Genomic DNA, 404 nt, shown 5'->3' with positions numbered 1-404 from the left:
GTATGTTCAGTTGGGCTCTTAGCGTTTATAACTCCAGTTCCGTTAGTTGTTCTAATATCTATCACAACTTTTAGTACACCTGAATTATTATTTAAATCAACATTGCTGCTATTGTTTGAAGTTTCGGCCGATAAAGTAACGGGGTGTTCGATTCGAGTTAAGTCAATATTTGCATGAATATAGTTGACAGAATCTGCTTTTAAAGCCACCGTTTCATTTATCAGTTCAAAATATCTACCTCCAGCAATAATTGAAGTATTAGTATATTGTACATTGAGAGCTGTATTTAACGGACTTGTCCAGTCTTTGCGCCTGATTGTTCCATAGTCCATTCCTGTCAACATCATGTATAGTTTTCCGTCATTATTAGAACCGACTGGAAACTCTGTACCATTTGGACTAAA

General features: G+C 35.9%; 1 protein-coding gene. It reads right to left on the bottom strand.

The window, feature by feature from the left end; translation table 11 throughout:
• Window positions 1-404, bottom strand: a 404-nt coding sequence (locus EII37_RS10915) for a hypothetical protein (protein WP_221620944.1), incomplete at both ends; no start/stop codon positions are given.

Source organism: Streptococcus sp. OH4692_COT-348, assembly GCF_003859975.1.
Classification (GTDB): Bacteria; Bacillota; Bacilli; order Lactobacillales; family Streptococcaceae; genus Streptococcus.
This window is presented reverse-complemented; position numbering and strand designations above follow the sequence as displayed.